Below are 7,569 nucleotides of genomic sequence, written 5' to 3' on the forward strand. Positions count from 1 at the left end.
ATTGGTTGCGCGCATCGGGGGCACGCGCATCGACGATCCGGTTACGCGGATTCGCCTCTTGAGCCTGCACGGCCAGATGATGGTATTCAATGTCGCTCCGCGCTCAGCGCTGACGCTGCTCGAGTGGACGCAAATCGATGCCGAGAAAAGCGCGCTGATACAAAGGACGATCGAAGCTCAGACGCGTGCGCTCTTGAACCTTTGGGCCCAGGCGCACGCAGCGGGAGACGATGGGCAAAGCGGCGGCGGCGGGCTTTGACGGCACGCTCGACAACGTGGAGGCGTCGATGAGCGGTCGCCGCCAAGCCTTCGCAGCTTGCTGCCTCAGGCTTGCGCGACGATGAGCCGCCGCTCGGTCTGGAACCACGCGATGGCGGCACCGAAACAAAGGACGCTCAAGCAAACGATCGGCACGATCATGGGGCCAAACGCGGTGCCTGTGGCCTTGCCCGCATAAGGCATGAGATTCTGGCCGAAAAAGCCGCCGAGATTGCCGATCGAGTTGATCGCCGCCACGCTTGCCGCCGCTCGCGCGCCGCTGAAGTAACGCGGCGGCATCGACCAGAAGCACGGATAGAGCAGCGGGATGCATGCCCCGCCGAGCACGAGTGCGATGAAGCGAAGCGGTGTCGTCGGCAACAGCAGACTGCAGGTGAAACCGAGCGCACCCACCGCGGCGACGATGGCGATCGCCTTGAGAACGCCCTTGCTGCGCTTGAGCTTGCCCGGCAAGTAGAGCAGCAGCAGCACGGCGATGGCCCAGGGCAGCATGCTCAGCAAACCGTTGGTCGTGCTGGCGACACCGAACGACTTGACGAGCGTCGGCAGCCAGTAGGTCACGCCGTACAGCGACGTCGACATGAGCATATAGGTGCAGGCGAACAGCATGACACGCGGGTCGAGCAAGGCCTTCCAGGGATGCTCGTGCACCGCGTCGACCGGTTTCTCGCGCTCGAGCGCCGCGAGTGCGATCTGCTTTTCGCGCGCATCGAGAAAACGTGCCTCTTGCAGCGATGCGGGCAGGATCTTGAAGACGACGAGTGCGACGAGCACAGCGGGCAAACCGGTTGCCACGAAGACCCACTGCCAGCCGGCCAGCCCGAAGGCGCCATCGAGACTCAGCAGCCAACCGCCCACGAGCGAGCCGAGCATATTGGCCAGCGCACTGCCCAGCGTAAAGATGCCCAGCACGCGCGCCCGGTAACTCTGCGGGAACCAGAGCGTCAGATAGTAGATGACTCCCGGGTAGAAGCCGGCCTCCGCGACCCCCAGCGCGAAGCGCAGGCCGCAGAAAACCCCCATCGAGGTCGTGAAGCCCATCAGCACGGTGATGGCACCCCAGGTCAGCATGATGCGCGCGAGCCAGACGCGCGCGCCGAACCGGTGGAGCGCGAGCGTACTCGGTACCTCGAACAGCAAATAGCCGATGAAAAAGAGCGACGAGGCGAGACCGAAAGCGGCTTCGGTCATGCCCAGGCTGTGCACCATTTGCAACTTGGCGAAGCCGACGTTCTGACGATCGATGAACGAGATGAGGAACATGAGCACGAGAATCGGCATCAGACGGCGTGCCGTCTTGGCCATGACGTGCCGCTCTTCGGCCGATGGCGGGTGGAGGGTGTCGCTTGGGTTCACAGGGTAGGCTCCTCTTTCGTATCGACTTGAGTCCGGGTCCGGGCATAGCCGGTCTTCATGGTTCATCGTTGCGCTGCCCGCGGGCACCGCTCGTTACATCGCGCCATAGCGCGCCAGCGTCGGAGCGAACATCTCCTGCCAGCGGCGCGGCTTTGCCTTGATGGTCCCGGTGAAGGAAAGAAATTCCACGTAGTCCATCAATTGCTTCGGCACAGCCGAAAAATGCGTTTGCTCGTCCGACAGCATCTGCAGGACGTCATCGGCCGACACTTCGACGCCTGAACCCGCCACGTAAATCGAAGCCGCTCGCCGCCGGTCGCTTTCGATGAGCCGATTCGCTTCATCCAATGCGTCGAGGAACGCTTCGACGAGCACAGGTTCGGTATCGACGACCTTCTTCGGCGCGAAGACCACGTCGAGCGTCAGCGGCCCCAACACGTCGCTCGCGTTCAGCACCCGGTGGATACCCGGCTGGCGCAATTCGAGATAGGAAAACGGCGGCGCGCAGAAATGCGCCGTCACGCCGCCCTGACGGCGAACCAGCGCCTGCATCGCTTGCGGATGCGGCAAATTGACGGTCATCGCATCGAGCCGCGCGAATTGCCGCACCCCGAGTTGCTTGGCGACCACCATTTGCAGGACGACGGCCGATAACGACGTGCGGATGCCCGGCACGGCGATCTTGTCCGCCGCCGAAAAATCGGCGATCGACCGAATGGACGCCTTGTTCGTGTTGAGCGAGAGCGGCGCACGGCCGAGACCGCTCACGCCAATGACCTCGACATTCGGAATGCCACGGGCGCGGGCCCACAGTTCGATGAAGCCCGGCGCGCCGGTTCCGGCGAAATCGAGCGTGCCTGCCATCATCGCGTCGTTGATCGAATTGCCTCCGTCGAGCAGTACCCAATTGACGGAAACCTGTCCCATGCCACGACGTGCCGCATGTTTTTCGAACAGACGCTGTTGCTCCATGACGAGCAATGGCAGATAAAGCACCCCATAGCCCTTCGAGATGCGTACCTCGCGCGGCCGTGGCAAGGCGAGGGACGGCGCGAGCGATGCGCCGAGCGCCGCGATCGTCAATGCGCGGCGGCGTCGATTCGCCATCATCGTCTCCCCTCCTTTCCCCTATGCGAGCGCCTTCGCAGACCTTCATCAGCAAGAGTCGCCGCTCGATGCGTTCTATGGACGGAGATTACCGGGCGAGTCTGAGAAAATGCTGACAAGCGCGACTCGGGAAAACCCCTCTATCCGCGATGGAACCGCGCAGGTCATAAGCAGACAGCCGCATGCGTATCGGCAACGGCCGACAGCGCGAGCCAATGACATCGCCAAAGGAAATAGCAAGGGCAGCATCATGCGCATTCTCGTCGTGGAAGACGACGCACAAATCGGCGCCGCGATTCGCAGCCGCCTGTCGCGGCTCGGCCATGCCGTGGACCTCGAAACCGATGGCGCGATGGCTGACGCGCTGCTCGGCACCGAATCGTTCGATCTCGTCGTGCTCGACGTGATGCTGCCTTCGATGGACGGCTTCACGATCTTGCGTCGCATGCGCGAGGCGGGCGGCAAGACACCGGTATTGCTGCTGACGGCTCGCTCGACGATCGACGACCGCGTGAGCGGGCTGGGCCTCGGTGCGGACGACTATCTCGTGAAGCCATTCGACTATCGCGAGCTCGACGCACGCGTGCAGGCACTACTGCGCCGTCAAAGCGGCCATGCAAACGATGTCGTCCGGGTAGGCACGCTCGTCATCGATCGCAGTAACCGGCTCGCCGAACTCGATGGCAAGCCGCTTGCACTATCGCGCCAGGAGTTCGCGCTGCTCGAGATTCTCGCGAGCCGCCCGCAGCGAATATTCTCCAAGGACGAGCGGCTCAGCCAGCTCTTCAGCTTCGACAAGGAACCCAGCACGAACGCTGTCGAACAGTACGTGACGCGCGTGCGCAAAAAGCTTCAGGGCAGCTCGGTCGAAATCCGGACGGCACGCGGCATGGGGTATCAGATTGCGACACTTTGAAACGATGAAGCGCACGCTTTTCGGGCGCACGCTGTTGTTCATCGCATTCGTCGTCGTCTCGGGCGCGATTGCGCTTGCCGTCATTGCCCGCTATTACGCGGGCGTCGCAGCCGAGCGGGCGTACGATCAATTGTTGTCGGGCGCCGCCGTGCAGGTAGCCGAAAACCTGTACGTGCAAGGAGGCGTGCTCGCACTCAATCCGCCCGTTGCCGCATTCTCGACACTATCGAGCTACGACGTCGTCTACTACAAAGTGACGGATTCGCGCGGTCTGGTCGTTGCCGGCGATCCCGCACTTGCGAGCCGCGCAACGCGTGCCGCGACGCGGCTTGGCCCGGAGTTCGAAAGCGGCGAATACCAGCATCAGCGGGTACGCATCGTCACGATTGCGCGCTATATGCCCGAGGAAACCGTGCCGGGTTGGGCGACGATTACCGTTGCGCAGACCACCCATGCACGGCAGCAGCTCACCAACGACATGAGTCTGAAAGTGTGGACGCTGATCGTGCTGATGAGCCTGCTCGCGATCGGTGCGAGCGGCCTGGCCATCAAGCGGGGGCTGCGCCCGCTTGCGCAGATCGAAGCGATCATCGCAGCGCGCGATCCTGCGGATCTTCGCCCTGTCGTCGCCGACACGCCCAGCGAGATTGCCGCGATCATCGGCGCGATCAACGTTCTCATGCAGCGCCTCGCGAAACGGATTGCATCGATGCAACGTTTCATCGCGGATGCCGCCCATCAGATGCGCACACCGCTTGCGAGACTCGACGCGCAAATCGAACTGCTCGGCGCAGAGCACGATGGGATTCACGATCGAGAGCGGCTTGCTGCGTTGCGCGACACCTGCGCCGACGTGGGGCGACTCACCGGCCAGTTGCTCAATCATGCGATGGTCATCCACCGCTCCGAGCTCGTCGTGCTTGCGCCGCTCGATCTGAACGCACTCGCGAAGGAGGTGCTCGGACGGACCATCCCGCTTGCCGACGATCGCGATGTCGCCGTCGCGTTCGAGAGCGACGCTGCCCGCACCGAGATTGTTGGCGATGGCATCAGCTTGCGCGAAGCGCTCTCGAACGTACTGCACAATGCGCTTTCTCACGGCCGCGCCGACGAGATCGTCGTATCGGTCGCGTCGACGACGACGTCCGTCGAACTGACGGTCCGCGATAACGGCTGCGGTATTCCCCGCGAACAGTGGGAAGCCGTACTGCAGCCGTTCGTCAGCCTGGGCAACGGCAGCGAGCACGGCACGGGCTCGGGCCTTGGCTTGGCGATCGTCAGCGAAGTGATGCAAGCGCACGGCGGGCGGGTTGCATTCTCGTTTCCCGCGTCAGGCGGATTCGCAGTGATGCTTTCGTTTCCACGTCCTGACGCGCTCGAACGCCCGCCCGCCGCGACCAAGGTTTAGGAGCAGCTCAAGGCCACCATTCCGGAGATCACACCGGCAGTGGGCGAATGCAACGTATAGCTCGCCGCCAGGTAGGGTCTCAGAGGATCGCGCCCGAGAAAGCGACTGGCCACGGCATATCGCTCGGAACGCTGGGCACCGTTGTGGGACACTTCCTTGTGCCGCGAGGTATAACCACCGGGCAGGCTCTCGAGCGTAACGGTTTGCGCGTCCTGCCCGATCGAGTAACGAAGCGAAAGCGTCATCTCCGCCCGGTCCTTATCCGAGCCGCGACGAATCTCAGCCGATGCGTCGAGTAGCGTGCCGGGTGCCGTGTTGCCGTCCATCGCCGCGGGCTGCGTTTTCGACGCCAGTGTGCAGTGCATCACTGAGCCCGGCTTGAGGTCGACATCGACGGGCCGCCCCACGGCCCAGACACGCCCTTGGTTCCGGTTGTAGGTCGCACCGGACGAATCGGAGCCGTCAGTCCACTTGCCGATTGCATAGGAGCCATCGCCCGCCAGGTCGGTCACGGTACCCGAGAGCAGCGAAAGGTGATCGCCGAAGCCGATGTAGGCGCCAGGCGCGGCTTCCTTGAGTTCGGCCGTTTTCATCGTGCCCATGAAGCCCGATATCGTATCGAGACTGGCCGAGGTCGGCGAAAGCAGCAGCACATCGACCTCTCCGTCGACGCCTTCGACCGACACCGATTGACCGGCGACCTGGATCGCCGACTTCGGCGCTTCCGCCTTGCTGTGGTCCCACCACTTTTTGTCATCGCCGCCGTTACACCCCGCCAGCACGACGAGTGCAACCGGTGCGGTCAACGCAACTGCACGCTTGACCGATAGCGCGCAGCGGCGCCCATAATCTCGCTTCATTGTTTCTCCGAACGCTCCGAGGAAGTTGACGGACGCAGGACCACGAACGCGGGCCTGCGTGAGCGACGTCGGACGGCGGATGGCCGAGGGCGGCCCCGTTGGCCACGAGAACGGTCGCGCGCCTGACGTCGAACAGCCTCGAAATCTATTTCACGGAGGGGGAACAGCCCTTAACTGAGGGGTTTTTCGGACCAACGGAAGGGGCGGGGTTCGTCGCTCGATTCAAAAGCGACAGCAGCGGACCAAACGAGGGGTTTGGCGCGATTGGAATCCTCCGATCAGAGCCGTTTCTAGGACAAAGGGAAGCAAGCGCAAGCGTCACTATGATGTTCTGACGTGCGACAGCGCGAATGGACCAACGAGGCGTTCGGCAGCGATGCCGCCCGACCGGAGACGGCTACGTTACGCGGCGATCTTGCGGCGCGCCGAACGGATGTCTTCGAGGCAGTCATAGAGCCGCTGATTGCTTTGCTTGACGTCGAAGAACGCCGCGCGCGCCACGGCCACCTCGGCGTATGCCTGCCTGAGCGGCTCGTCGTTGATGAGGCGAGCCATCGCCGCAGCCATAGCGTCGACGTCGCCAACGGGCACGAGTACGCCCGCCTTGCCGTGATTCAGGATTGCGCGCGGCCCGGTAGGGCAATCGGTCGCCACGACGACTTGACCGAGCGCGAGCGCTTCGATGAGGACCATCGGCATGCCCTCGTTCTTCGAACTCAGTACGAGCATCGAAGCACCCGCCATGACCGGATGCGGATTGTCGAGCTGGCCCGTGAAATGGACACGCCCTGCAATCCCGAGCTCGCGAGCGAGCGCTTCCAGTTCGTTACGGTGCGCACCGTCGCCGACGATGACCAACTGCTCGTCGACCGCGTGTTGGCGCACCATCGCCGCATACGCGCGCAACAATGTGCGATGGTCCTTTTGCAATTCGTCCAGGCGCGCGACCGAAACGATATAGGGGCCCCCGAGGCCGAGTTCGGAGTGGCCAGCCGCTGCGCGCTTGCGTACGGCCTCGACGTCGATCGCGTTGGGCAGCACCGCGACGCCTTTGAGCTGGCTGCCAAACATTTGCATGGCTTCCTCGGCCATCTGCTCGTTGAGCGCGCCGAGGCAATCGTATCCACCGTATTGGCGCAGCAAGCGCCGCACTCGATTCGCGCGACCGCTCAGCCGCGCCCGGAAGCTGAAGTGATGGATGCCGAGCCACGCCACATCGAACTGGCCACACAGCCGCCGCAGCGACATATCGTAGTCGATGATGACATCGACATCGGATGCGATCGCTTTGATCCGCTTTGCCACATGCGGGCGCACGACCAGTGCGGAATGTACGTCGCGTGCGACACGCCCCGGTTTTCCAAGGCGGTTTTGGTGACGTCTGCTTTGAAAGTATCGGAGCCACGGCCGGTCCGCGAGTACTTCGATGGGAACGTCAGCCGGGATTTGCGCGCGGAAACGGTGTTCCAGCGCGGGCGACGCATAGGTCACCGACAGCGACACGCGAAAAAGGCTGCGATCGAGGATCTGCAGCCACTGCAAGAGCGACGATTCGATGCCGCCGTTATTGAAGTCGGTGATATGGAAGTGAGCGCGAATGCGCTTGCTCTCCCGGGTTATGCGTCGTTGCTTCGCCATTCTGA

7 protein-coding genes are annotated in these 7,569 nt (G+C 63.2%); 3 read left to right on the forward strand and 4 right to left on the reverse strand.

From position 1 onward, the window contains the following. Positions 1-259: CerR family C-terminal domain-containing protein (locus tag ACO1XS_RS23500; protein ID WP_486391826.1), on the forward strand; the 259-nt coding region annotated here is incomplete at its 5' end. A gap of 65 nt (positions 260-324) precedes the next feature. Here ACO1XS_RS23500 and ACO1XS_RS23505 read toward each other — a convergent pair. Continuing rightward, entirely contained in the window at positions 325-1,635 is a 1,311-nt protein-coding gene (locus tag ACO1XS_RS23505) for an MFS transporter (protein WP_486391827.1), read from the reverse strand. A gap of 93 nt (positions 1,636-1,728) precedes the next feature. Further along, positions 1,729-2,745, reverse strand: a complete 1,017-nt coding sequence (locus ACO1XS_RS23510) for an ABC transporter substrate-binding protein (RefSeq protein WP_331571894.1) — start codon at positions 2,743-2,745, stop codon at positions 1,729-1,731. Between the two features lie 247 nt (positions 2,746-2,992). On the opposite strand from ACO1XS_RS23510, the gene ACO1XS_RS23515 reads away from it, so the two are divergent. Both ACO1XS_RS23515 and ACO1XS_RS23520 read left to right on the forward strand, forming a co-directional pair. Continuing rightward, on the forward strand, positions 2,993-3,658 hold the full coding sequence (locus ACO1XS_RS23515; protein ID WP_486391828.1) for a response regulator transcription factor: 666 nt from the start codon (positions 2,993-2,995) through the stop codon (positions 3,656-3,658). A gap of 4 nt (positions 3,659-3,662) precedes the next feature. Beyond that, the gene (locus ACO1XS_RS23520) at positions 3,663-5,066 is read left to right on the forward strand and encodes a sensor histidine kinase (RefSeq protein ID WP_486391829.1); all 1,404 of its coding nucleotides are present in this window, start codon (positions 3,663-3,665) and stop codon (positions 5,064-5,066) included. Here ACO1XS_RS23520 and ACO1XS_RS23525 read toward each other — a convergent pair. Both ACO1XS_RS23525 and ACO1XS_RS23530 read right to left on the reverse strand, forming a co-directional pair. After that, a complete protein-coding gene (locus ACO1XS_RS23525) occupies positions 5,063-5,926 on the reverse strand; it encodes a hypothetical protein (protein ID WP_486391830.1) in 864 nt (287 codons plus the stop codon). The two genes, ACO1XS_RS23520 and ACO1XS_RS23525, sit on opposite strands and share 4 nt — an antisense overlap. Before the next feature lie 402 nt (positions 5,927-6,328). Then, complete coding sequence (locus tag ACO1XS_RS23530) at positions 6,329-7,564, reverse strand: glycosyltransferase (protein ID WP_331571903.1); 1,236 nt, start codon at positions 7,562-7,564, stop codon at positions 6,329-6,331. Between the last annotated feature and the right edge of the window lie 5 nt (positions 7,565-7,569).

The sequence above is a fragment of the Trinickia sp. genome (genome assembly GCF_057351765.1).